Raw genomic sequence first — 25,060 nt, 5'->3', positions numbered from 1 at the left:
TGCAACGGAATAACAACAAAGCACCATTAAACTATTTGGCCTTGCGGCCCTTTAAATTTGAGGACCTAAGTGCATGTCTGAACCGACAGCGTTAAGTCTAATCCCACCTATTGTGGTGTTGGTTTGTGCCATTTTGCTGCGACGTCCAATTTTGGCGTTAATTATCGGAGCGGTAACCGGCTTAGTACTAATTAACCCGGCAGAGGTGCTAAACAGCTTTGCAGATGCATCACTCAAAGTCATGGCCGATGAAACCATCGGTTGGCTGATATTAGTATGTGGTAGTTTCGGTGCTTTAATCGCGTTACTTGTGCGTACCGGTGGCGCTTTGGCCTTCGGAAGAAATGCCATGCGTTTTGCCAAAGGTCCACGCTCATCCTTGCTGATGACGTTTGTATTAGGGATTGTCATCTTTATTGATGATTACCTGAATGCGTTAACTGTGGGTGAGACCATGAAGCGAGTAACCGACAGGTTTAAAATATCCCGCGAAATGCTGGCGTATATTGTTGACTCAACCGCAGCGCCAGTGTGTGTGATTGTCCCTGTGTCTACCTGGGCCGTATTCTTTGGCGGCTTGTTGGTTGACAATGGTGTCGCGGCCAAAGGTGAGGGGATAAATGTGTATATGCAAGCTATTCCCTACATGCTTTACGCCTGGCTGGCGGTGTTGATGGTGTTATTGGTGTCCGCCGGCATTGTGCCTGCTATTGGTCCAATGAAAAAAGCAGAACTTGCTGCCAAAACCGGAATGCCGACCCAAGAACAAGCGAAAGTCGATGAAGTTTTAACTTCAGACGATTATGCGGTGAGAGCACTGGAAGCGGAATTCAAACATGCGGATAAACAGGGACAATTGCACAACTTTTTAGTGCCGATGCTGCTGTTGGTCGCATTTACTGTTTATTTCGATATTGATGTCTGGAAAGGGTTGCTGGCAACATTGGTGGTTACCATTCCTTATTATGCCATTCAACGCCTGATGCCTTTCGCAGAGATGATGGATCAGATGATTGATGGTTTTAAAAGTATGCTACCAGCCATAGGCACAGTGATCGCGGCTTTTGTTTTTAAAGACGTCTGCGATCAGTTGATGTTGCCACAGTATGTCATTGAGGTGCTGAGTCCTTACATGACGGCGCAGATGTTGCCTGCTCTGGTGTTTGTTGCCATGGCGATCCTGGCCTTCGCAACGGGGTCGAGTTGGGGAATTTTTGCAGTAACGATTCCGATTGTTATGCCACTGGCAAAATCTGTTGGCGCAGATATTCCGCTTGTAGTAGGGGCATTGCTATCGGCAGCTTCATTTGGCAGTCAGGCGTGTTTCTATTCAGATTCGACTGTGCTTGCTGCACAAGGTTCTGGCTGTAATTTGGTGAGCCATGCTGTCACCCAGTTGCCTTATGCATTAATAGCCGCGGTAATCGCGTTTTTCGGATTTATTCTAATCGCCTGATTTGAATTCAGTCGAGCGGTTCACTTGGACCTCTCCGGATTCACCAAATAAAAAAGCCAGCAAATTGCTGGCTTTTTTATTTTCAATACCGATTACACGCGCTTCTTGAATTCGCCGGTACGGGTATCGATTTCGATTTTGTCGCCTTCTTTAACGAAGTCTGCAACCATGATCTCCATGTCGGTACCGATCAGTTTGGCTGGCTTCATTACTTTACCAGTAGTATCACCACGGGCAGAAGGTTCAGTGTAACCAACTTCACGTACGATAGTGGTAGGCAGTTCAACAGAGATAGCTTTACCGTTATAGAAAGTTACCTGACAAACTTCTTCCATACCGTCGACGATAAAGTTGATAGCATCGCCCATGTTCTCAGCTTCTACGTCGTACTGGTTGTACTCAGCATCCATGAAAACATACATTGGGTCGGCAAAGTAAGAATAGGTACATTCCAGACGTTCTAACTGGATATCATCCAGTTTGTCATCCGCTTTGAATACAGTTTCGGTACCTGAACCTAACAGCAGGTTCTTCAGTTTCATTTTACAAACTGCCGAGTTACGGCCAGATTTGTTGTATTCGGTCTTCAGTACAACCATAGGGTTGCCATCAACCATGATCACGTTACCTGCGCGGATTTCCTGAGCAGTTTTCATTACGTAGATTCCTATATTTCACGGTTTTTCAGTTCAGCGCAGCATCTTAGCGGTTTTTAGCCATTTTCACTAGCCTGTTTGCAAGATCTGCGTCATTTATTGCGTCAACGGGCCATTGTTTTGCATGTTGCGACAGCACCCCATTGACAAGACCCAATTTTTGCCAGTATCGGCAAACTGCCGGGCCATCTTGTTGATTAAACGCGAGATTGAGCTGTTGCCAATCTTCTGCCACGGCTGGAGCGAGATTATGGCAATAACGACGCATAAAAGCATCCAATTTTATCAAATGGGTATCTTCTTCCTGCGGATATATGTGCCAGATAAACGGTTTCGCCGCCCACTGTGCTCGCAGAAACGAATCTTCTCCACGGACGATATTGAAGTCGCAACTCCAAAGCAGTTGGTCATATCCCTGCTGATCTGTCATGGGCAATTCATGAATATGAAGATTTTTGACCAAATAACTACGGGGCTCTGATGTCGATACATCACTTTGAGTGCTAAGCCATGTTTTTACTGTTGCCAAGCCCTTACCACGAGGAACCAGCAGATGTAGCTTGGCGGGGCTATCACTCCATAGTGCTAATAAATGATTCAGTGCGGCGTTTTCGTAGCAAAATAGACTGATCACCATGTCATCGGCGTTGATGTTGGTCAGCCCATAAGATTGCGACAACGATAACTTGGTTTGTGGCTGTCGCTGCCAATGTTCACGTTTATCAAACAGCCCTTGCTCGCAAATCAAACCACCTGATTTCGCGGTGAAGCCAGGAAAGTAGAAAATCTTTTTTACGCCGGGAAGCGCTGACGAACCAAGGCCGTGACAGTCATCAATCCAGGATTCAGCACTGAGATATTCGAGATTAAACCAGACAGGCGGCGAGGGCAGTCGCGGCAATAGTTGCTGTATTTCATCAGGCAATTTACACGCAAACGCCTCAATAAGCACAGCGCCAGCAGTCCAATGCTGCTGTAATGGTTGCGTCCAATGAATGACGGTGACCCCGTAAAATTGTTGAGTCAGTGCCGTTGGATCGAGTTCCGGTAAAATATGGGCAAAGCTCAACAGGTCATCAACCCACAGATTGATATCCAAGTTGTACTCGTGTGCCAGTTGTCTTGCCAGACGCCAGGTGACACCGATATCGCCATAGTTATCGACGACGGTACAAAAGATATCCCAATGACGTTGAATGGATTGCATGTGTAATTTACCTATAAAAAAGGCGGCATTGTCGCCGCCTTTCTCTAAATAGGGGATGAATCAGTCTTCTAACTCGGCCAGACACATTTCGTCGTAAATCTGCTTAACCCAAGTATCTACACGTTCTTCGGTCAATTCTGGCTGACGATCTTCATCAATACCCAGGCCAACAAAGTGTTTATCGTCCACTAATGCTTTCGAGGCTTCAAATTCATAACCTTCAGTGGGCCAGTTGCCGATGATAATCGCGCCACGGGGTTCAATAATGTCACGCAAAGTGCCCATGGCATCCAGAAAATATTCTGCGTAGTCTTCCTGATCGCCACAACCAAAGATCGCAACCAGTTTGTCAGTGAAATCGATTTTTTCCAACTCTGGGAAAAAATCGTCCCAGTCACACTGTGATTCACCGTAATACCAGGTGGGAATGCCGAGGATCAGCAGATCATAAGCGGCGATATCGTCTTTGGTACTTTTGGCGATGTCTTTCACCTCAACCATTTTTTCACCCAGTTTTTTCTGGATCATTTTGGCTACAGCTTCGGTGTTACCGGTGTCGCTTCCGAAAAAAAGACCTACAGTTGCCATCGTCTTTCCTTTAATTCAACTATCTAATTTTGTTATACAATCCCGACCGAGTACCGTTAGCAAATATCTTCAATGCTTTGCTGCAAAACTTGTTCGATCAGTTGACTGCGGCTGATGTTACTGGCCGAAGCCTTTTCGTTCAAGGCGTCATATAAATCTTGTGACACCTTTAACTCAATTCGTTTTAATCCTTTTTCCTTATCCCGTTTCACCTGATTACGTTTATTTACCCGTAATTGCTGTTCTCTGGGAAGAGGATTACTTCTCGGACGGCCCCGACGCTTCTCGCTGGCAAAAAGGTCGATGGTCGTTCTGTCAGATGATTCTTTTGCCATTTATATTGTTCTTTTCACCGGACGTCGCTGTCCGCGTACCCACTTGCTGGAAGTTATTGCTAAAACCTGTATTCCGTCGCCCGGTACCGAAATGTGCATCTCGTCACCCGAAATGACCATGAATGTCGCCAGAGGTTCCATTAAGATCACAGGAATGCTCTATCGGGCATAAAAGAGGCGCGACTATAGCACATTGGTCCCGCAGTCGCTATATAAGGACGTTTGCTTTACTGTCCCGAAACATGCTTATCAAGGAACTCATGCACCAGACGGTTGAATATCGTTGGTTTCTGCGCATGTAACCAATGTCCGGTGCCTTCTATGGCTTTCGATTCAGCGCGTGGGAACTGTTTAACAATCGCTTCCCGGTAGTTGGCGTTAACATATGTTGGGTCAGCACTGTGCAAAAACAGGATCGGGCCGCCAAAGGTAAGGTAGTCTTTACTTGCTGTATCGTTAAACCAGCCGATGATATACGGGTAATTATCAATAAGTCCTGATAAATTCAGTTTCCACTCAAAGCCACTTTCATTGCGCCGCAGACTTTTCAGCAAAAATTGCGCAGTGGCTTCATCAACACCGTGATCTAATAAATGTTGCAGCGCGACTCGGCGATCTTTGGCATCAAGCGGCAAACTTTTCATCGCGGCAAACACGGTATCATGTCGATTGGAATAGCCAACAGGGGCGATATCTGCAGCGACTACGGATAAAACCTTCTCCGGAAACAATAGCGCCGTAGCCATTGCAATCTTGCCGCCCATCGAATGGCCCACTATGTGTGCCTTTTCAATCTGAAGTTGATCAAGTAATGCGACCAGCATCTTGGCGACAGCCGAATAACTCATATCGGGCAGATGTTCACTGCGGCCATGATTGGGACAGTCTACGCGAAGCACCCGGTAATTGGATTCCAGATCGTGTCCTAACGCTTTGAGGTTGTCACCATCACCAAATAAACCGTGAATAAGAATTACCGGAACACCGCTACCACTTTCTGTAAAAAACATTGTTTCTCCGATTTCGGCGAACTCAATAAAACCTGCCGAAATAAGCTAATCTTGGAGCAAAAATTTTGCGGCAAAGCTCACATCAATACAAGTGCTGATGACTTTTACAACAACAGTTGTCTGCTTTTCAAACAGAAAATTCTTACCCTATAAAAACTATGTGTATTTCGACGTTTTTTCATCGATTTGCTGTGTTACAAAATCGGGATTGTGGCATACTTTTGAACCATACGATCGCTGTGGATCGCGGCCTTAAGTGCCACGATCTTTAATAAGTCACAGGAATTAAGGCATGAAATACATTGAAGTTGACGAAGAACTCTATCGCTTTATTGCCGGGAAAACAGAACGTATCGGTGAAAGTGCATCAGATATCTTACGACGGTTGTTGGGATTGGATGCGCTGAGTCTCGAGACTGAGGTACCTCCAGTAGCCGTGAGTCATCCAGGCATGGAATCGTCATATATTCCCAATAATTTGCCACCTGTTAATGAAGCCATTAATTTTGAACAGCTCTACGCATCGAGTATGTTGGAAGCGCAGAAAGGTGCCGTTGGGCGGTTTCTGTTTGTACTTGAAGCACTCTATCAGCAAATGCCGCAACAGTTTGAAAAGGTACTGCAGGTACAGGGGCGCGACCGCCTGTATTTTGCGACATCAAAAGAAGCTTTACTGGCCGCCAGTCAGTCTGCCAATCCCAAAGAGATTGGCAATAGTGGTTATTGGGTAACCACTAATAATAACACTGGCAAGAAGCACGCAATTTTACTCGAAGCACTGCAAAAACTCGGTTGTGGTGCTATTCGCGCTAAAACCATTGCCGATGAAGCGTTACCCCAGGCTTAAAGTTAGCAGCAAAGATAATCGGACAAGGAGAGCAACGTGGCTATTCATGAACGCGCGGGCAAACCGGCACAACAGCATGATCTGGTCAATATTCCCAAGCTGATGAGTTTTTATTATCGGCTTATACCTGATGTTGAAAATCCAGCTCAACGCGTGAGTTTCGGTACGTCTGGCCACAGAGGCTCAGCGTTTGCCAGCAGTTTCAATCAGAATCATATCTGGGCCATTACCCAAGCTGTGGTTGATTATCGACAGCAGCAACAGATTAATGGCACGTTATTCTTGGGGATGGATACGCATGCGCTATCGCAGGCCGCTTATATTTCAGCACTGGAAGTATTGCTGGCCAATGATGTACAAGTGGTAGTGCAACAAAACGAAAGTTTTACGCCAACGCCGGTTGTCTCCCAGGCAATCGTGGCAGCAAATCTCGGCAAAGCCAAAGATGATCCGACCCTGAGTGATGGTATCATCATCACTCCTTCGCACAATCCGCCCCAAGATGGTGGCATTAAATACAATCCGCCACATGGCGGACCGGCCGAAGGTTCCGTCACCAGTTGGATTGAGTCACGCGCGAATGAATATCTCAAGTGCCAGTTGGAAGGGGTGAAAAAGCTTAACTATGGCACGGCAGTCGCCATTGGGTTGGTCAAACAACAGGATCTGATCACGCCTTATGTTTCCGCGTTGGAAGAAGTAATTGATATGGAGGCCATCGCCAAAGCTGGGGTGAATATCGGTGTCGATCCTTTAGGTGGTTCCGGTATCTTTTATTGGGAAAATATCGCTAAAACTTACGGCTTAAAGATTACCCTGGTAAACGATAAGGTCGATCCGACGTTCGGCTTTATGCCGCTGGACAAGGACGGCAAAATCCGTATGGATTGTTCGTCACCCTACGCGATGGCTGGGTTGCTGAAACATCAGGATGAATTTGATGTGTGTATTGGTAATGACCCTGACTACGACCGCCATGGTATTGTGTGCCCGCGCAGTGGTTTGATGAATCCCAACCATTACCTAGCGGTGGCCATCGACTATCTTCTGAGTCATCGTCCGCAGTGGTCTGAAGCATTGAAGATAGGCAAGACACTGGTATCCAGCGCGCTCATTGACAAAATCGTAGCGTCACACCAACGACAGTTATGTGAAGTTCCCGTGGGCTTTAAATGGTTCGTTGATGGGTTGGCAGATGCCAGTTTCGCCTTTGGCGGTGAAGAGAGTGCTGGCGCAGCCTTCCTCAAACGCGATGGCACTACCTGGTGTACCGACAAAGACGGCATTATTTTAGGGTTGCTTGCTGCGGAGATCATAGCGGTTACCGGCAAAACGCCCGCCGAACGCTATGAAGAGTTAGTGGCAGAATTCGGTCGCTGTTATTACCGGCGCATTGACAGTCCGATTAATGCCAAACAAAAAGCCCGGTTTGGCAGTTTGAACGCAGATACACTGGGCGCAGACACTATCGTTGGCGATAAAATAGCCGCGGTACTGACCCATGCTCCTGGCAATAATGCGGCTATTGGCGGTATTAAGGTGACGACTGCCAATGGTTGGTTTGCGGCCAGGCCGTCCGGCACTGAAGCATTATTTAAAATTTATGCCGAAAGTTTTGTCAGTGAGCAACATCTGGATCGCTTAATGGCAGAAGCACAACAAATCATAAAAGAGGCGTTAAAAGGTTAATGCTTGCTGCTCAACCATCGCAACATAAAACGCACTCATTAGAGTGCGTTTTTATGTCCGGATATCAATTAATATTTGATCTTATAATCAATATTCAATATGGCAACTGGGCAGGTCATTTTTGCGAATGTAGTCCTGATGATAGTCTTCCGCTTTATGGAAGGTTTGTGCTGGCACAATTTCGGTGACAATCTGACGCATGCCCCATTTGCCACTGCGCATCAGCGCCAATTTGGAGGCTTCTGCCAGTTGTTTCTGTTCTTTATCATGGAAAAACACCACACTGCGATACTGTGTCCCCATATCCGCACCTTGCTTATTGAGGCTGGTGGGGTTGTGGTTTTTCCAGAAGACCTGCAATAACTCATCGTAACTGACTTGTGATGCGTCATATTCGACCTGAACTACCTCTGCATGACCGGTAGTCCCTTTTTTCACTTGCTCATAGGTGACTGCTTTATCACCACCGCCCATGTAGCCACTGGTGGCATTGAGTACACCGGGCACTTGCCGGAAAAAATATTCGACGCCCCAGAAGCAGCCAGCGCCAAAAGTTGCAATCGCCATTATAACACTCTATTAGATGTCTAGATGGCTAAAAATTATCTACTATGACGCAATAGCTTGCAATAGCCTTTTAAGAATAAGCCATAACGACTCGCGATTAGTCGCTGTGTTACTATCAGTACGTAAGGTTTCATTAAATAAGGAGTAAACCGTGCTGCAGCAACTTCTGCAACAGGCGAATTTTCTGGAACTGACCCTTGCTAACCCTGCATTTATGGCCGAGGAACGAGCTGCTATAGCTGATCATACCGGAGTAGAACTTTGGGATACGGGGGTATTGGTGTTTACGCCGCTGCAAACGGTGCCGACTGAAGATATCGTGCTCTCAAGTGGCATTCATGGAAATGAAACCGCTCCGATTGAACTCTGTAACCAATTAATTCACGATATTCTCCAGCAGAAGATAGTGCTGCAACAACGGCTGATGTTTATTTTTGGCAATCCACCCGCCATGATTGAGGGGACGCGTTTTGTTACCGAAAACCTGAATCGGTTGTTTAACGGCGAATATGCAAATCCAAGTGTTGCCACTAATGAAGAAAGACAACGCGCCGCAAAGTTAGAATCTTATGTCCAACGCTTCTTTCAGTCTGGTGGGCGTTCAAGATTTCATTATGATCTGCATACGGCGATTCGTCGTTCACACCATCAACGATTTGCCATTTGTCCGTTTCGCCCCGAAAAACCCCATTTAAAGCAGCAGCTCGCATTTTTAAATGCTGCCGGAGTTGATGCTTTTTTAATGCATCATGAAGCCACAACCACTTTCAGTTATGCCTCATCTGTGAAATATCAGGCTGAAGCCTTTACGGTCGAACTGGGTAAAGTGATGCCTTTTGGGCAGAACGATTTGTCTCAGCTCGCCGCCACCCGTGAGATGTTGATTCGGGTGATTTCTGAGAGTGAGTTTCCGGCATTGACCTATCAACCTGAGAACCTGGTGCTATATCGCGTTTGCCGTTCTTTAAACAAGCATTTTGCGGATTTTACGTTTGCCTTCAGTAACGATCTGCCAAATTTTACTCAGTTTGCCAAAGGTGAGGTGTTAGCTTACGAAAACAATCAACCAATAACGGCAGAATATGCCGGCGAAGCGATAGTCTTTCCTAATGCACAGGTACCGATCGGCCAACGTGCCGCGTTGTGCGTTATCGCCGATGATGCCATCACGCTTGCGTAATATGTAAAGCTAGATATACGCGTCATAATAATCAAAGTTGATGATAGCCAGATCACAGAGATTGCCAGCCGCTTAAAGTTACCCTAGTGTGCTGGACGAGCATAGAAATCAATGGCGGGAGTAAGCCCGCCTAATCAAAATAAAAGAGCACATCATGAGCAACGCAACGTTTACCCAACAGGTTGTCCATCGTGCAACATTTCTCGAACGGGACTCACTAACTATTCCGATCCTGAAACTACTGCAAGCAGATGGCACCACCTTCGAAAACGCCGTGCTTCCCCAGATTGATGAAGCGCTGTCGCGGAAAATTTTTGATGCCTGTGTATTTATCAGAACGCTGGATGAACGCATGTTGGCTGCACAGCGTCAGGGACGTATCAGTTTTTATATGACTTGTACTGGTGAAGAAGCTGCTGTCATTGGCAGTGCGGCAGCACTCGATCCTGAAGACATCATCCTGGCCCAATACCGAGAACATGCAGCATTACGTTACCGTGGGTTCACCACTGAGCAGTTTATGCACCAGATGTTCAGCAATGAAAAAGATCTGGGCAAAGGTCGGCAAATGCCGATCCATTACGGCAGTAATCAACTGCATTTTCAGACCATTTCATCCCCATTAGCAACGCAGATCCCCCAGGCATCCGGTGTCGGTTACTCGTTAAAAATGCAGGGAAAACGCAATGTTGCCATCTGTTATTTTGGTGAGGGTGCGGCATCAGAGGGCGATTTCCACGCCGGTTTGAATATGGCTTCTGTCCATAAAGTGCCGGTAATCTTTTTCTGTCGAAACAATGGTTACGCCATTTCTACCCCTACCGAAGAGCAATATGCCGGCAATGGTATTGCCAGTCGCGGTTTGGGTTATGGCATGCATACCATTCGGGTTGATGGCAATGATATGTTGGCGGTTTTGGCTGCCACCCAGCAAGCCCGAGCTTGGGCGATAGAACATAGTGAACCGGTATTAATCGAAGCTATGACATACCGCCTTGGGGCGCACTCTTCTTCAGATGATCCGTCAGGCTATCGTTCTAAAGATGAAGAAGCACGTTGGCAGCAGCACGATCCGGTTAAACGTTTCAAATTGTGGCTGATCAACAAAGGCTGGCTCACCGAAGAGGATGATACAGAACTTCACAGCCGTTACAGACAGGAAGTGCTAGATGCGCTGAAAGTGGCAGAAAAAGTACCATCACCCAAGCTCGATGAGATGATTGAGGATGTTTACGATGTGCCAACCACAAACCTCAAAAAACAACTGGCAGAATTGAAAGCACATGTTGCCAAATATCCCAAAGCTTATCCCAAGACCTCTGGGAGGTTATAAGCATGGCTAAAATGAATATGTTGCAAGCCATTAATAACGCGCTGATGCTGGCAATGACAGCCGATGACAAGATGCTGGTGTTTGGTGAAGACGTTGGTCATTTTGGTGGCGTATTCCGTGCTACATCAGGGTTGCAGGATAAATTTGGCAAAGAACGCTGTTTCAATACGCCTTTAACCGAACAGGGGATCGCCGGTTTTGCCAACGGTCTGGCATCTAATGGCATGACACCAGTAGCCGAAATCCAATTTGCTGATTACATTTTCCCAGCATTTGACCAGATCGTGAATGAATCCGCCAAGTTTCGCTATCGCAGTGGTAACCAATTCAACGTGGCCGGACTGACATTTCGTACCCCGTATGGTGGCGGTATTGCCGGTGGTCATTACCATTCACAATCGCCAGAAGCGTATTTTACTCAGGTTGCCGGTCTTAAAGTGGTGGTGCCTCGCAATGCTTATCAGGCTAAAGGCTTATTGTTATCGGCCATTCACGATCCTAATCCCGTAGTGTTTTTTGAACCGAAACGATTGTATCGGGCGTCAGTAAATGATGTGCCAGAAGATGCCTATGAACTACCACTAGGTCAGGCGGAAGTTGTTCGCGAAGGTAAGGACATTACCTTGCTGGCATGGGGTGCCCAGATGGACGCTATCGAAAAGGCAGCCGACATGGCCGCGGAAGAAGGTATAGATTGCGAAGTGATTGATTTACGCACCTTAGCTCCCTGGGATGTAGAAACCGTGGCATTATCGGTACGGAAGACTGGTCGACTGCTCGTAAACCATGAAGCGCCACTGACCGGCGGATTCGCTGGTGAAATTGCGGCCATTATCCAACAGGAATGTTTCTTGTATCTGGAATCCCCAATCGCCCGTGTCTGTGGTCTGGATACGCCATACCCATTGATCCATGAGAAGGAATATATGCCGGATGCGCTAAAAACCTTTGAAGCTATCAAAGCCTCGGTGAATTTCTAGGAGTCGCGCATGATTAAGGATTTTATTCTGCCAGATATCGGCGAAGGTGTCGTTGAGTGTGAACTGATGGAATGGCTCGTAGCCGAAGGCGAGCGGGTCGAAGAAGATCAGCCGGTTTGCGAAGTCATGACCGATAAGGCTTTGGTGCAGATCCCTGCGCCATTTTCTGGTGTAATCGCTAAGCTTTATTACGCTAAGGGCGAAGTCGCCAAAGTACATTCACCGTTGTATGCGGTAACGATGGATGAAGGAGGTTTTACTGAGGCAGTGGCGACAAAACCCTCAGAACCAAAAGCCATGCCCGCAAGTCGCGGTAAGCTCGTAGAAGATTTTCTGTTACCTGATATTGGTGAAGGAATCGTCGAATGTGAACTGGTGGATTGGTTAGTCGCAGAAGGGGATCTGATTGAAGAAGATCAACCGATCTGCGATGTGATGACCGATAAAGCGCTGGTCCAGATCCCGTCAATCAAGGCAGGGAAAGTCGTAAAACTTTATTATGACAAAGGGCAAGTGGCTAAGGTACACGCCCCGTTGTTTGCTATTGAAACTGATGCGGAAGGTGCTGTTGCAGAAACGGTTGTTGAGGCAGCGTCTACCGCCAACGAGGCGAGCAATGTGGTCACGACGCCAGTAGAACAGGGCAAAGCGCTGGCCAGCCCAGCAGTCCGCCGCTTGGCTCGCAGTCTTGATGTAAATATCGCCGATGTCCCCGGCAGCGGTAAGCATGGTCGAGTATATAAAGAAGATATTGAACGCTATGTAAAAAATGCTTCAGTATCGAGCCCGTCAGCGGTTATTGAGCCTGCCCCGGTCGTGACGCCGGTTACCGTGTCAACATCAGTAGCGGATAAGGTTGTCCCAATCAAAGGCGTACAGGCGGTGATGGCACGACAGATGATGGACTCAGTATCAACTATTCCCCATTTTACGTATTGTGAAGAACTGGATATCACCGATTTAGTTGCGTTAAGAGAGCAGCTAAAGCAGAAATACGCTTCTGATACGCTGAAACTGACCATGATGCCATTTTTTATGAAAGCCTTGTCGTTGGCATTGACGCAATTCCCGGTAGTCAACAGTCGGGTAAATGCGGATTGCACGGAGCTCACGTATCTTGCGCGCCACAATATTGGGATGGCGGTGGATTCTAAAGTGGGCTTATTGGTGCCGAATGTTAAGGATGTGCAGGCTAAATCCATATTAGAAATCGCTGCCGAAATTACCCGACTCACAGATGCTGCCAGAAGTGGTCGAGTCGCGCCGGCAGATCTGAAAGATGGCACCATCTCAATTTCTAATATCGGTGCGCTTGGCGGTACCGTCGCAACGCCGCTAATCAACAAGCCAGAGGTGGCTATTGTTGCGCTCGGTAAGTTGCAGATCCTGCCGCGTTTTAATGCTAAAAGCGAGGTCGAAGCCCGCAAGATTATGCAGGTGAGTTGGTCTGGCGATCACCGTGTAATCGATGGTGGGACTATTGCGCGCTTCTGTAATTTATGGAAGCAGTATCTTGAGCAACCTCAGGAAATGTTGTTAGCGATGAAGTAAGCGATTAAAGCCCCTTTTAGGGGCTTTTTACTGGTGTATAGTGACAACTTTGGTCTGGATATCCCGCGTAATGTCACAAAATAGTTACGAAATGCTGTCATTTTCCGTATACTTACCAAACGATTTGTCGTCCAGTTGTCTGTTATGCAAAGGTCAGCCGTAAATACCGTTTCATATCAATATCCATTTCCTCCTAAGCCTGTGGCCTTGACTGACGCAGAAAAGTCGAGTTTTCGCGCACATATCAAACAGTTATTAAAGCAAAAAGATGCAGTGTTGGTTGCCCATTATTACACCGACCCTGAAATTCAGGCGCTGGCGGAAGAAACCGGTGGTTGCGTTGCTGACTCGTTGGAAATGGCGCGCTTTGGCAAAGAACATCAGGCCAAAACCTTGATTGTGGCCGGGGTCAAATTCATGGGGGAGACAGCAAAGATCCTCAGCCCGGAGAAGACTGTGTTGATGCCGACACTAGACGCCACGTGCTCATTAGATGTGGGGTGTCCGGTCAATGATTTCAGTGCCTTTTGCGATGCGCATCCTGAACACACGGTAGTCGTTTATGCGAACACCTCTGCTGCGGTAAAAGCTCGGGCAGATTGGGTGGTGACATCAAGCATTGCGCTGGAAGTCGTTGAGCATCTGGATAGCCTGGGTAAAAAGATCATCTGGGGACCGGATCGTCATCTTGGTAGCTACATTCAAAAGCAGACCGGCGCTGACATGCTATTGTGGCAAGGTGAGTGTGTGGTGCACGATGAATTTAAGGCCAAAGCGTTGCGGGAACTGAAAATACAATATCCTGACGCCGCTATTCTGGTGCATCCAGAGTCTCCGGCCAGTGTGGTCGAACTGGCTGACGCAGTTGGCTCAACCAGTCAGTTAATCAAAGCCTCACAGTCCCTGCCAAATTCAACTTTCATCGTAGCTACCGACAAGGGCATATTTTACAAAATGCAGCAGGCAGTGCCTGGAAAACTGCTGATTGAGGCGCCCACCGGCGGTCAAGGGGCCACTTGCCGCAGTTGCGCACATTGCCCTTGGATGGCGATGAACGGTCTTAAGGCAATTGCAAACGCGCTAGAAAATATACAACCAGCACAACACCAAATTTACGTTGATGAAACGTTACGGGAAAAAGCATTAATACCACTGACGCGTATGCTCGAATTTGCGACCCAACTAAAGTTGCAAGTTAAGGGTAATGCCTGAAATTAAGAAATGACATAATACCCGGATAATCCGGGTATTTTTACAAATGAACTTGTATAAAGCTAAAGCTGGCTATACTGAATTTAATGTCACTGTGACAGTATAAAAAGCCCAGAGGAACGTTTATGTTTGGCAATGGATTGGCAACCTTCCGCTTCGACTGAAATTTCTTCTCGTCATTATTCCTTCGTTTTTATTTGCGACCATATTCGGTTGCGTCTTGGTTTATCAGTTTTTGTCTCAGGCAGCGAGTGCAAGCGATGTGATTGCACTCAGCAAACTGGCCAAAGTGAACAGCGATCTGGTTCATGAGCTGCAAAAAGAACGCGGCATGAGCGCTGGGTTTATTGGCGCAAAAGGTCAGGCGTTCTCAGATACTTTACCTTCGCAACAAAAACTGACTGATAGCCAATTGAGTGTTTTTCGTACATTCGTCAGAGAGCACAGTCTGCCACCAAGTTTTGTTGATGAACTTCGCAAAGCGACCTCACAATTGGATAAATTATCCAGTATTCGCCGTGACGTATCCTCCCTCACCATCAGTGTCGCCGATGAAGTTGCCTATTACACACAGCTAAATGCACTACTGCTTTCTATCGTTGATGACACGGTGAAAGCGGGAAGTGATAAAAAAATCGCAGTGGATGTGGCCGCATTCTCGGCATACCTGCAAATGAAAGAGCGCGCGGGTATTGAGCGGGCAATCCTCAGTTCTACTTTTGGTCAACCGGGGTTTAAAGAAAGTGCTTTTACCCGATTTGTCACGTTAGTTGCAGAACAGAATAGTTTCCAAAAGCGTTTTATGGCACTTACAGACAGTTCCACCTTGGCAGATTATCAAACGTTGCTACAACAACCGGCTATCGCTGAAGTAGATAAATTCCGAGCAATAGCCCTTAGCCAGAATAAGCAGGAAATCAGTACACAATCGCCCGAAGCATGGTTTACCGCTTCGACAAAACGTATCGAACTCATGCGTAATTTTGAAAAAATGCTATCGGACAAGATGATCAGCAATACAGAAGCATTACATCAAAAATTACTCAATGAAAGTTGGATATTGGCTATCGTGATTATCTCCGGTGTCATTACCGCAGGATTCATTTCCTTTTCAATACAAAAAGCAATTAGCTCAGGACTGAGCAAAATCCATCAAGGAATGACAACGGCAAGAAAAGATTTTGATCTTAGGTTGCGTATCCATCTTAAAAGCACCGATGAATTAGGCACCGTAGCTGTCGCATTTAACGAAATGATGTCAGATTTCGAACGAATTATTACGAATGTGCGGGCAAGTAGTAAAACACTACGACATGTAGTGGATAAACTTGACGAGCATTCTACGCAGATTAATGGAGATGTCGCCGCCGGCTCCAGTGAAACTGAACAAGTCGCGTCTGCTATGACGCAGATGAGTTCTACCGTTCAAGAGATTGCCAACAATGCCGTACAGGTATCAGACGCCAGCCGTAATGCTTCACAAGAAGCTAAAAAGGGTAATGAGGAAGTACTCAAAACCGCCAAAGCGATGTCAGATTTAGCGGAAGAAATTGAAGACGCCGCCTCGGCTTTCAGGCAGCTAGATGGTGATATCCATGGTATTGTAAGTGTGCTGGAGGTCATTAACGGCATTGCGGAACAAACTAACTTGTTGGCACTTAATGCAGCAATTGAAGCGGCCAGAGCCGGGGATATGGGGCGTGGCTTTGCGGTAGTTGCCGATGAAGTCAGAAATCTCGCTCAGCGTTCCCAATCTTCAACCGAAGATATTCGCGGAATGATTGAACGCCTCAAAGTTGGTGCGGTTAAAGCACTTAATGCAATTTCTAAAGGTCAGACAATGGCTAGCGATAGTGTGCTCGAAGCGCAACAGGCGGGGAGGGAGTTACATAAGATCGTAACCCATGTCGATTTGATTGAAAGTATGAATGAGCAAATTGCTGCTGCGACCCATCAACAATCAGTGGTAGCCGAAGAAGTGAATCGTAATGCAATGAAAATCAGTGATATCTATCGGAACACGCAACAGATCGCTGAAGAGTTTCGAGAACTTAACGTTATGCTGGTTGATGAAGCCGAAAAAATGAGTAAAGAAGTTAGCAGATTTAAGGTGTCATAAGATTAAAATCAGCTACTTGCTCAGCAATTGCCCAGATAACACTATGCTTTAGATTTTCGCTTGACCCTCGAAATGCTTTTGCGTAAAGTACCGCTCCGTTGGCAAGCTAGTCAGCCGTGACTATTTGCCAATGCGATGTTGGATGAACATCTATAAAACATCCTGTGGTGAGGTGTCCGAGTGGCCGAAGGAGCACGCCTGGAAAGTGTGTATACGGAAACGTATCGAGGGTTCGACTCCCTCCTTCACCGCCATATTTAATAGACGGGAATCAGTAGCTTACTGGTTCCCGTTTTGTTTTTTATTGCGCCAACTAATTCATTTCCCCCACAGTGCACAAATGTGACTAATGGATTGCTCGTTCTACATTTTCTTCAATACGAAGCATTGGCTTTTCGCTAATGAATATTCATATCCCAAAGTGTTCACAGAATTTGTTGAGAGGACTGTCGCGGTTACCCACACAGTGGTATAAGTGTCTTCGATTATTGCCCAGAATTCAGCAACTGCACAGGTACCAAACATGATTTTCTCTCAGATAAGCCAGGCCCCGGCAGACCCCATCTTAGGTCTTACTGATGCGTTTAAGAAAGATCCTCGTCAAGACAAAGTTAACCTCGGTGTTGGGGTATACAAAGACGAGTCGGGTCAAACGCCCGTATTGAAATCCGTGAAGTTGGCAGAAGCAAAAATGCTAGAAACGGAAACCTCCAAAACCTATTTAGGTATCGAAGGTGTTCAGCTCTATAACAAGGTCGTTCAGGAATTGCTGTTTGGCGCCGACAGCAAGATAGTAAAAGAAGGATTGGCCGCTACTGCACAGGCTCCAGGTGGTACCGGTTCTCTCAGAGTTGCCGCTGAATTTGTGGTTAATAACACTGCAAGTAAAACTATTTGGGTCAGCAAACCTACTTGGGCCAATCATCAAAACATTTTCAGCGCTGCAGGGCTTAGCATTAAAGAATATGGCTACTACGATGCTGCAACTCAGTCATTGAATTTTGATGCAATGATGGCTGATCTGCAAAGCGCAGAAGCCGGTGAGTTGGTGTTGCTACATGGTTGCTGCCACAACCCAAGCGGGATCGATTTATCAGCGGAGCAGTGGGCTGTTGTTGCGGATCTTTGTTTATCCAAGCAATTATTACCTTTGTTCGACTTTGCCTATCAAGGGTTCGGTGATGGCATAGAAGAAGATGCACAAGGTCTGCGCACCGTTGCCGCCGTCGTGCCTGAACTTATCGTCGCGAACTCATTTTCTAAAAATTTCGGTCTTTATAACGAGCGTATTGGCGCAGTAACCGTTGTTGCTCAAGACGCTGCAACCGTACAAAAGGCATTCAGCCAAGTCAAACGTACTATTCGTGCCAATTACTCAAATCCACCGGCTCATGGTGGGTTAATTGTTAGCACCGTACTTTCCGACCCAGAGTTAAAGGCGTTATGGGTGAATGAAGTTACCGGCATGCGGCAACGCATTGCAGAAATGCGGCAGCTGTTCGTTGATACCTTAAAGGCTGAAGGGGTTGAACAAGATTTCAGTTTCATCTGTGGTCAAAAAGGGATGTTTAGTTTTTCCGGCCTCAATAAAGCTCAAGTGGAAAGACTTCGGGAAGAATTTGGTATCTATATTGTCGGATCTGGCCGCATCAGTGTCGCCGGTATGACGAAGAGCAATATTCCGGTTATCTGTAAAGCAATTGCCAAAGTATTGTAATTAAATCCAATTCAATATGTTAAAGGACGGTATAAACCGTCCTTTTTTAATGTTTAAAAAGCCACCAAAGTGACGCTAAATTTTGTGAAACCGTATGCCTGTTTTATAATCAGCCCGAATTCATTGAGAGGAATCCCTCAAAGGAGGCTGTTTGAGAACAGGTAGATTAGGTTCGTCCATGTTAGCGATGACGGTGGTGATCCTTGCCGTTATAGCACTTAGGGTCATCTTTATCCCCATTGCAAACCAAACTGATAGTAGTACGCCACTGATTAAAAAAAATCGGTTGGGCGTAAACTTTATTCCGGACTTTAGTTCCTTTGACGATGTCAGTGCCAAAAAGCAGGCATTTTTTGATTTTTTACGTCCTTCAGTCAAAAAGCAAAACCGCATTATTGCTGAAGAGAGACGTTTTCTGTTGCAGGTGCAAAATCACCTAAAAAACAATGTCACACTTGATGATGCTGAGGTATATCGAGTGCACCAACTGGCAGACAAATATGAATATGCAATTCGTAATATAGATGCTGCTAGTTTGAGAAGTTTACTTAGACGGGTTGATGTGATCCCCGAGTCCATGGTGTTGATCCAGGCTGCAAATGAATCTGGGTGGGGAGCTTCTCGTTTTGCCAAAGAAGGATTTAACTTTTTTGGTCAGTGGTGCTTTAAAGAAGGCTGTGGCTTAGTGCCACAATCCCGCGGCCAGGGACAAGTTCATGAGGTCGCGGTATTCAGTAGTGTTGAAGACTCTGTAGCTTCCTATATGCGAAATTTGAATTCCAATGCGGCTTATGGCTTATTCCGATCTATCAGAGCGGATTTACGAGCACAAAAGGAACCACTAAGTGCTGAAAAGCTGGTCTACGGTTTGGTCAATTATTCCGAACGCCAAGATGACTATATTGACGAATTGCTGGATATGCTGAGACACAATCAGGAATATTTGGATGATAATCAAATTGTGGCTTCCGCAGCATGATTGGTATCAGATAAAAAACCGGCTTTGGCCGGTTTTTTATCTGGGTTGTAACTCTATTTCTGGGCGTCTAGATAGCGTTCAGCGTCAAGTGCTGCCATGCAACCCGTACCCGCTGATGTAATTGCCTGACGGTAATATTGATCCATAACGTCACCAGCCGCAAACACACCTGGGATACTGGTCTGTGTTGCATTGCCATTTATTCCACTGTTCACTTTCAGATAGCCGTGGTTCATCTCTAGTTGCCCCTCGAAAATCGAAGTATTGGGACTATGGCCAATAGCAACAAAAACACCCGCGACCTCTAGATTACTCACAGAGCCATCTTTAACGTTTTTCAATTTAACGCCAGTAACACCCATTTCATCGCCAACAACTTCATCAAGGGTGCTGTCTAAGTGCAATACAATGTTACCGTTTGCCACTTTGTCCATCATGCGGTCAATCAGGATCTTTTCAGAGCGGAAACTATCGCGACGATGAATAACATGAACTTCAGCAGCAATATTGGACAAATACAGCGCTTCTTCAACGGCAGTATTACCACCACCGATGACTGCAACCTTTTGGTTACGATAGAAGAAACCATCACAGGTAGCACAGGCTGATACACCTCGACCCTTAAATGCGTCTTCTGAAGGTAGTCCCAGGTAACGTGCAGAAGCACCGGTAGCAATGATTAGCGCATCACAGGTATATTCGGCGTTATCACCAATCAAGCGGAAAGGTCGTTGTTGCAGATCCACCGAATTGATATGGTCAAAGACAATTTCAGTGTTGAATTTCTCGGCATGCTTTTGCATACGTTCCATCAATAACGGACCGGTAAGATCATCGGCATCACCCGGCCAGTTTTCAACTTCAGTCGTTGTTGTTAACTGACCACCTTGTTGCATCCCAGTAATCATCACAGGCTTCAGGTTGGCACGAGCAGCGTAAACCGCAGCGGTGTATCCGGCTGGACCGGAACCCAGAATAAGCAGATGACAATGTTTAGCTTGGCTCATATATTTCTCCATGCCTTTTAAAAATTGTCAGCGATTGTAGGTAATTTGACGAGAGTGGTAAAGCATCCCTCCCTGAATATTCAAGATTGCCTCAATCGAAAAAAAGGAGCCAGCAGGCTCCTTAATAAGGTTATTTCGAGACTGCCTGACTATTGTAACAGGCTGGCAGGCGCAGTGTATTCCAAACCATGAGATTCAGAGACTTCTTTACAAGTCAGCTTACCATGCATCACGTTGAGGCCAGCTAATAAGTGCTTGTCATCCAGCAGGGCTTCCTTATAGCCCATTCTCGCCAATTTGAGAATGTAGGGCAGGGTGGCATTATTCAGTGCAAATGTTGAGGTTCTGGCCACCGCGCCAGGCATGTTGGCAACACAATAATGCACAACATCATCGACAATGTAGGTAGGATCCTGATGCGTGGTTGCATGCGAAGTTTCAACACAACCACCTTGGTCAATGGCCACGTCAACGATGGCACTACCAGGTTTCATATTTTTAACCATTTCTTTGGTAACCAATTTTGGTGTTTGGGCGCCAGGAATTAACACGCCACCAATAACCAAGTCAGCTTCCAGAACATGGCGTTCAATAGCGTCTGCTGTGGAGTATACAGCTTTCACCGCAGAGCCAAATTGCATGTTAAGGCGACGCAATGCGTCAACTGAACGATCCAATACAACCACATCAGCACCCATACCCACAGCGATCTGTGCAGCATTAGTTCCTACCATACCGCCACCGATAATCACGACTTTGGCAGGTTCTACACCAGGTACCCCCCCCAACAGCATGCCTCGGCCGCCATGTGATTTTTCAAGCGCCATCGCGCCAGCTTGAATGGACATGCGGCCTGCAACTTCAGACATCGGTGCCAATAATGGTAGACCACCTTTGGCATCAGTCACTGTTTCATAGGCGATGCATACAGCACCACTCTTTAATAGATCCTGAGTCTGTGCGAGATCTGGTGCTAAATGCAGATATGTGAACAGGATTTGGTCATGACGCAACATTTCCCGTTCAACGGCTAAAGGTTCTTTTACTTTGACAATCATTTCAGCGATAGCAAATACCTCTGCGGCAGTGTCCAGGATGGCAGCACCAGCAGCTGTATAGTCATCGTTACTAAACCCAATGCCGAGACCCGCATTTGTTTCAACGTAGACTTCATGACCTTGCATCGTCAGTTCGCGTACGGAGGACGGTACCATGCCAACACGGTATTCATGGTTTTTTATCTCTTTTGGAACACCAATCTTCATTTTTGAGCCTCAACATAAATTTTTCCCGAATACGGGCGTAGGATATTTGTTATAATTGCTTACCTGCTATTAAATAGTCAGGAATATCTAGTATAGACTGGCTTGTGCAGTTTATGCTGCTAAACTTTTAACATACGCAACATAAAAAACTGTTTTAGAAATAAAACAAGGTTAAAAAAATGGCTGATAATAAAAAAATATCCATCAAAGATCTCGATCGTATTGATCGTAACATATTAGTAGAACTTCAGAACGATGGCCGCATTTCTAACGTAGAATTATCCAAACGCGTAGGGCTTAGTCCAACCCCTTGTCTTGAGAGGGTTAAAAGACTTGAAAAACAAGGCTTTATAAATGGATATACGGCACTTGTGAACCCCCATTATTTGGACGCATCACTGTTGATTTTTGTTGAAATTACATTGACCCGTGATACCCCTGAGGTGTTCGACAAGTTCAATCGTGCAGTACAATTATTGGACGACATTCAGGAATGTCATCTGGTGTCCGGTGATTTTGACTATTTGTTAAAAACACGAGTATCGGATATGTCGGCATATCGCAAGTTATTGGGGGAAACGCTACTAAAATTGCCATCTGTATCCGATACCAGGACGTATGTGGTAATGGAGGAAGTTAAGCATACCAACCGCATCGCAATTAACGGATGAAGATAATAGAAAAAGCCGGGGCAACCCGGTTTTTTTACCCGTCAAATCGAACCGTAGCTTTTTGCTTAATAGTTGCTGTACCAAAGTGTTATCGACTCCCGCTTATCTTGTTGACGACACTGCACATTTAAGCAGTTTCTGGTATCTTATTTGCCATTCACATATGTAACGATGGATGTTTAACTTGTCTCAGGGAAAAAGCATCAGGACACTCAGCGGCTTACAACGATTGCAGGAAGGAGGACTCATCCTATGCTGCATGATGGCTGTGTATGTGTTATTAGCCCTCAGCAGTTTCAGCCCGAGCGATCCAGGCTGGAGCCAGACTAATTTTCAAGGCACGGTAACGAATCTCACTGGCAAAGTCGGCGCGTGGGTTGCCGACATTCTTTTTTATTTCTTTGGTTATACGGCGTTTATTCTGCCGATCGTCATTGCCGCTACCGGATGGTTATTGTTTAAACGGGCACACCGCTTAAGTGATGTTGACTACTTTTCAGTCGGGTTACGATTGGTCGGCTTTATTCTGATGCTACTTAGCATGGCGGCTCTCGTCAGCATGAATGCCAACGATATCTATGAGTTTTCTGCCGGCGGCGTGGCTGGCGATGTCATTTGGCAAGGAATGCTGCCTTACTTCAATCAATTGGGTACTACGTTACTGTTACTTTGCTTCGTCGGCGCGGGCTTTACACTAATGACGGGCATCAGCTGGATTACCATTGCTGAAATGCTGGGCCTCGGCACCTTGTGGTTTCTTAAAAAAGTTTGGCATTTACCGAAATTATTCCAGCGTCCCACTGAGACGGCAGACACTCAGGGATTTATGTCGGTAGTGGATAAATATCGGCAGCGGCGCCAGCAAGAAACCGCTGATGTTAGCGATGTCGATGACGCTGAAGATAATGACGATGAACCTTATACCGAACCGAAAAAGTTATTATCGCGTTTTCGTAGAAAGACTCAGCCGGATGTTATTGCGGAAGACGCCAGTGATCGGGTGGAACCGGTGATTCATTTTGTTGAGCATAATCAGGATGACGAAGAGGATATTTTCACCACAGAAGCGCCCGCTAATGACAATGCGAGTGTGGTTCAGGCAAAACGTCAGAAGCTCAAATCCCAGGGCGCAAGAGTAGAAAATGGCATTATCATATTACCAGGGCAAGAAAGTGGTGCGCCTAGTCGTCCTTTGGAACCGCTACCAAGTATCGCTTTGTTGAATGTGCCCGACCGCAAAAAAAATCCCATTTCAGAGGATGAACTGCAGCAGGTTGCGCGACTGGTAGAAGTAAAACTCGCCGATTTTAATATTGAAGCAAAGGTTGTGGGCGTTTTCCCCGGACCAGTGATTACCCGTTTTGAATTAGAGTTGGCTCCCGGGATCAAGGCATCGAAAATCTCCAACCTTTCAAAAGATTTGGCTCGATCGTTGTTAGCCGAAAGTGTTCGCGTTGTTGAGGTGATACCTGGAAAAGCCTATGTCGGTCTCGAACTGCCCAACAAATTCCGTGAAACGGTTTTCTTACGCGACGTACTCGATTCTCAGGCGTTTAAAGACAATAAATCTACGCTCTCTATGGTACTGGGACAGGACATTGCTGGGGAACCTGTCGTCGTTGATTTGGCTAAGATGCCCCATCTGCTAGTCGCGGGTACTACCGGTTCAGGTAAGTCCGTTGGTGTTAACGTCATGATTACCAGCTTGCTGTATAAGTCTGGGCCCGACGACGTCCGCTTTATTATGATTGACCCCAAAATGCTGGAGCTTTCAGTTTACGAAGGCATTCCACATCTGTTGTGTGAAGTCGTGACCGACATGAAAGAAGCCGCTAATGCCTTACGTTGGTGTGTTGGCGAAATGGAACGACGCTACAAATTGATGTCGGCAGTAGGTGTACGTAACTTAAAAGGTTATAACGCCAAAGTGGCTGACGCTAAGGCCGCAGGCGAACCGCTGCTTGATCCGCTATGGCGCGAAGGGCAGAGCATGGAAGATGCGCCAAGTGAGTTAGACAAGCTACCGTCAATTGTCGTCGTCGTGGATGAATTTGCCGACATGATGATGATTGTTGGTAAAAAGGTGGAAGAGCTTATCGCTCGTATCGCGCAAAAAGCCCGTGCTGCAGGTATCCATCTGATCCTGGCTACACAACGACCTTCTGTCGATGTGATTACCGGTCTGATCAAGGCCAATATTCCGACGCGAATCGCCTTTCAGGTGTCTTCGCGGATTGATTCACGCACCATCTTAGATCAGCAAGGGGCCGAAACCCTACTAGGGATGGGGGATATGTTGTATCTGCCTCCAGGCACTGGCGTGCCAATTCGTGTCCATGGCGCATTTATCGGAGATGATGAAGTCCACAATGTCGTTGCTGACTGGCATGCTCGTGGTAAGCCACAGTATATTGAGGATATTCTTCAAGGTTCCAGCGACGGCGAGCAGGTATTACTGCCAGGTGAAGCGCCGGAAGGTGGTGACGAAGAATTTGATGAACTTTATGACGAAGCGGTTGCGTTTGTTACCGAAACCCGTCGTGGGTCTATCTCCAGCGTCCAACGTAAATTCAAGATAGGTTATAACCGCGCGGCCAGAATTATTGAGCAGATGGAGATGCAGGGCGTTGTCAGCGCTCAAGGGCATAATGGTAATCGTGAAGTTCTTGCTCCGCCATCGCCAAGATAACC

The 25,060-nt window shown here is 46.5% G+C and carries 21 protein-coding genes and 1 tRNA gene; 14 read left to right on the top strand and 8 right to left on the bottom strand.

The features are described 5' to 3' along the window. Nucleotides 1-73 precede the first annotated feature (73 nt). Nucleotides 74-1,456, top strand: a complete 1,383-nt coding sequence (locus tag KDN34_RS08890; protein ID WP_212593464.1) for a Na+/H+ antiporter NhaC family protein — start codon at nt 74-76, stop codon at nt 1,454-1,456. Between the two features lie 92 nt (nt 1,457-1,548). Here the strand turns inward: KDN34_RS08890 and efp are convergent, their stop codons facing one another. The 5 genes from efp to KDN34_RS08865 all read right to left on the bottom strand — a co-directional run bounded on the left by efp (nt 1,549) and on the right by KDN34_RS08865 (nt 5,252). Beyond that, a complete protein-coding gene (efp, locus tag KDN34_RS08885) occupies nt 1,549-2,112 on the bottom strand; it encodes an elongation factor P (RefSeq protein ID WP_212593463.1) in 564 nt (187 codons plus the stop codon). A gap of 46 nt (nt 2,113-2,158) precedes the next feature. Further along, nucleotides 2,159-3,319, bottom strand: a complete 1,161-nt coding sequence (earP, locus tag KDN34_RS08880) for an elongation factor P maturation arginine rhamnosyltransferase EarP (RefSeq protein ID WP_212593462.1) — start codon at nt 3,317-3,319, stop codon at nt 2,159-2,161. A gap of 60 nt (nt 3,320-3,379) precedes the next feature. Then, nucleotides 3,380-3,907 (bottom strand): flavodoxin FldA, encoded by a 528-nt coding sequence (gene fldA, locus KDN34_RS08875; RefSeq protein ID WP_212593461.1) that lies wholly within the window; start codon nt 3,905-3,907, stop codon nt 3,380-3,382. Between the two features lie 56 nt (nt 3,908-3,963). Further along, nucleotides 3,964-4,242 (bottom strand): LexA regulated protein, encoded by a 279-nt coding sequence (gene ybfE / locus KDN34_RS08870; protein ID WP_212593460.1) that lies wholly within the window; start codon nt 4,240-4,242, stop codon nt 3,964-3,966. Nucleotides 4,243-4,469: 227 nt separating this feature from the next. Then, on the bottom strand, nt 4,470-5,252 hold the full coding sequence (locus tag KDN34_RS08865; RefSeq protein ID WP_212593459.1) for an alpha/beta fold hydrolase: 783 nt from the start codon (nt 5,250-5,252) through the stop codon (nt 4,470-4,472). 292 nt (nt 5,253-5,544) lie between these two features. On the opposite strand from KDN34_RS08865, the gene seqA reads away from it, so the two are divergent. After that, a complete protein-coding gene (gene seqA, locus KDN34_RS08860) occupies nt 5,545-6,099 on the top strand; it encodes a replication initiation negative regulator SeqA (protein ID WP_212593458.1) in 555 nt (184 codons plus the stop codon). Nucleotides 6,100-6,135: 36 nt separating this feature from the next. Further along, on the top strand, nt 6,136-7,788 hold the full coding sequence (gene pgm / locus KDN34_RS08855) for a phosphoglucomutase (alpha-D-glucose-1,6-bisphosphate-dependent) (RefSeq protein ID WP_212593457.1): 1,653 nt from the start codon (nt 6,136-6,138) through the stop codon (nt 7,786-7,788). An 87-nt stretch (nt 7,789-7,875) separates the two neighbouring features. On the opposite strand, the gene msrA is transcribed toward pgm, so the two are convergent. Further along, nucleotides 7,876-8,355, bottom strand: coding sequence for a peptide-methionine (S)-S-oxide reductase MsrA (gene msrA, locus KDN34_RS08850; protein WP_212593456.1), 480 nt, complete (start codon nt 8,353-8,355; stop codon nt 7,876-7,878). 151 nt (nt 8,356-8,506) lie between these two features. Between msrA and astE the strand changes: the two genes are divergently transcribed. The 9 genes from astE to KDN34_RS08805 all read left to right on the top strand — a co-directional run bounded on the left by astE (nt 8,507) and on the right by KDN34_RS08805 (nt 19,426). Then, a complete protein-coding gene (gene astE / locus KDN34_RS08845) occupies nt 8,507-9,535 on the top strand; it encodes a succinylglutamate desuccinylase (RefSeq protein WP_212593455.1) in 1,029 nt (342 codons plus the stop codon). Nucleotides 9,536-9,689: 154 nt separating this feature from the next. Beyond that, nucleotides 9,690-10,868, top strand: coding sequence for a thiamine pyrophosphate-dependent dehydrogenase E1 component subunit alpha (locus KDN34_RS08840; RefSeq protein WP_212593454.1), 1,179 nt, complete (start codon nt 9,690-9,692; stop codon nt 10,866-10,868). A 2-nt stretch (nt 10,869-10,870) separates the two neighbouring features. Continuing rightward, nucleotides 10,871-11,848 (top strand): alpha-ketoacid dehydrogenase subunit beta, encoded by a 978-nt coding sequence (locus KDN34_RS08835; protein ID WP_212593453.1) that lies wholly within the window; start codon nt 10,871-10,873, stop codon nt 11,846-11,848. 9 nt (nt 11,849-11,857) lie between these two features. After that, a complete protein-coding gene (locus tag KDN34_RS08830; RefSeq protein ID WP_212593452.1) occupies nt 11,858-13,399 on the top strand; it encodes a dihydrolipoyllysine-residue acetyltransferase in 1,542 nt (513 codons plus the stop codon). Nucleotides 13,400-13,543: 144 nt separating this feature from the next. Then, on the top strand, nt 13,544-14,611 hold the full coding sequence (gene nadA / locus KDN34_RS08825; RefSeq protein WP_212593451.1) for a quinolinate synthase NadA: 1,068 nt from the start codon (nt 13,544-13,546) through the stop codon (nt 14,609-14,611). Between the two features lie 139 nt (nt 14,612-14,750). Further along, on the top strand, nt 14,751-16,730 hold the full coding sequence (locus KDN34_RS08820) for a methyl-accepting chemotaxis protein (RefSeq protein WP_212596586.1): 1,980 nt from the start codon (nt 14,751-14,753) through the stop codon (nt 16,728-16,730). Nucleotides 16,731-16,896: 166 nt separating this feature from the next. Beyond that, nucleotides 16,897-16,984 (top strand) — tRNA-Ser (locus KDN34_RS08815). Nucleotides 16,985-17,253: 269 nt separating this feature from the next. Then, nucleotides 17,254-18,447 carry an amino acid aminotransferase gene (locus KDN34_RS08810; RefSeq protein WP_212593450.1) on the top strand — a complete coding sequence of 398 codons (1,194 nt, stop codon included), beginning with the start codon at nt 17,254-17,256 and terminating at the stop codon, nt 18,445-18,447. Between the two features lie 151 nt (nt 18,448-18,598). Beyond that, nucleotides 18,599-19,426, top strand: coding sequence for a glucosaminidase domain-containing protein (locus KDN34_RS08805; protein ID WP_212593449.1), 828 nt, complete (start codon nt 18,599-18,601; stop codon nt 19,424-19,426). A gap of 53 nt (nt 19,427-19,479) precedes the next feature. Here the strand turns inward: KDN34_RS08805 and trxB are convergent, their stop codons facing one another. After that, nucleotides 19,480-20,433: a thioredoxin-disulfide reductase gene (gene trxB / locus KDN34_RS08800; RefSeq protein WP_212593448.1), complete on the bottom strand. Its 954-nt coding sequence runs from the start codon at nt 20,431-20,433 to the stop codon at nt 19,480-19,482. A gap of 149 nt (nt 20,434-20,582) precedes the next feature. Next, nucleotides 20,583-21,698 carry an alanine dehydrogenase gene (gene ald / locus KDN34_RS08795; protein WP_212593447.1) on the bottom strand — a complete coding sequence of 372 codons (1,116 nt, stop codon included), beginning with the start codon at nt 21,696-21,698 and terminating at the stop codon, nt 20,583-20,585. Between the two features lie 179 nt (nt 21,699-21,877). On the opposite strand from ald, the gene lrp reads away from it, so the two are divergent. Together lrp and KDN34_RS08785 are read left to right on the top strand one after the other, a co-directional pair. After that, the gene (lrp, locus tag KDN34_RS08790; RefSeq protein ID WP_212593446.1) at nt 21,878-22,369 is read left to right on the top strand and encodes a leucine-responsive transcriptional regulator Lrp; all 492 of its coding nucleotides are present in this window, start codon (nt 21,878-21,880) and stop codon (nt 22,367-22,369) included. 184 nt (nt 22,370-22,553) lie between these two features. After that, nucleotides 22,554-25,058, top strand: a complete 2,505-nt coding sequence (locus KDN34_RS08785) for a DNA translocase FtsK (RefSeq protein ID WP_212596585.1) — start codon at nt 22,554-22,556, stop codon at nt 25,056-25,058. The last annotated feature ends 2 nt before the right edge of the window (nt 25,059-25,060 follow it).

Source organism: Shewanella yunxiaonensis, assembly GCF_018223345.1.
GTDB classification, from domain to species: domain Bacteria; phylum Pseudomonadota; class Gammaproteobacteria; order Enterobacterales; family Shewanellaceae; genus Shewanella; species Shewanella yunxiaonensis.
The sequence above is the reverse complement of the archived record's forward strand: the minus strand, read 5'-3'. Positions and strand labels throughout refer to the sequence as shown.